A 513-nucleotide genomic window follows, 5' to 3' on the forward strand; every position below is an offset into this window, starting at 1 on the left:
GCATTTATCTTCTTTATTGGCTTGTCGAGCAATAGGCTCGTTTAATGCCCGCATATACCAACTGATATCGATTAAGCGCTGTTTATAGACTTGTGCTGTTTCTTCAACCATTTCCATTTCGAATGTCGTTAATGATTGCTCTTGCTGATATTGACGGGTTAATAGGGTGCCTTTGAACAACTTATGCCAACGGGACAGTACCTCTAGCGTCGTCCAGTTGTTAGCTTGTTCACTATCAACATGAAGGACTAAATGTAAGTGATTATTCATGACAGCGTGAGCACAAATATCAATAGCAAAGACCTGAGATAATGTAAAAATGCGCTGTTCAATCCAATGACGCCTGTGCTCATAACTGACACCTGTTTCTTTATCAATACCACATAAAAAGGCTTTTCGAACGGTTTGACTACAAATATGATAATACGGCGTATCAGATAAACTAATTTGTTGTGAACGAGGCTTTGGCATAACTATCACCACACTTATAAGAGGGTAAATTAAGTGTAGTTT

General features: G+C 38.6%; 1 pseudogene. It reads right to left on the reverse strand.

Annotation, left to right across the window (positions count from 1 at the left end):
• Positions 1 to 471 (reverse strand): annotated as a pseudogene (locus H4J62_RS20000) (transposase); the annotation flags it as partial.
• Positions 472 to 513 lie beyond the last annotated feature (42 nt).

This window comes from Colwellia sp. BRX8-5, assembly GCF_014077325.1.
Lineage (GTDB): Bacteria > Pseudomonadota > Gammaproteobacteria > Enterobacterales > Alteromonadaceae > Colwellia_A.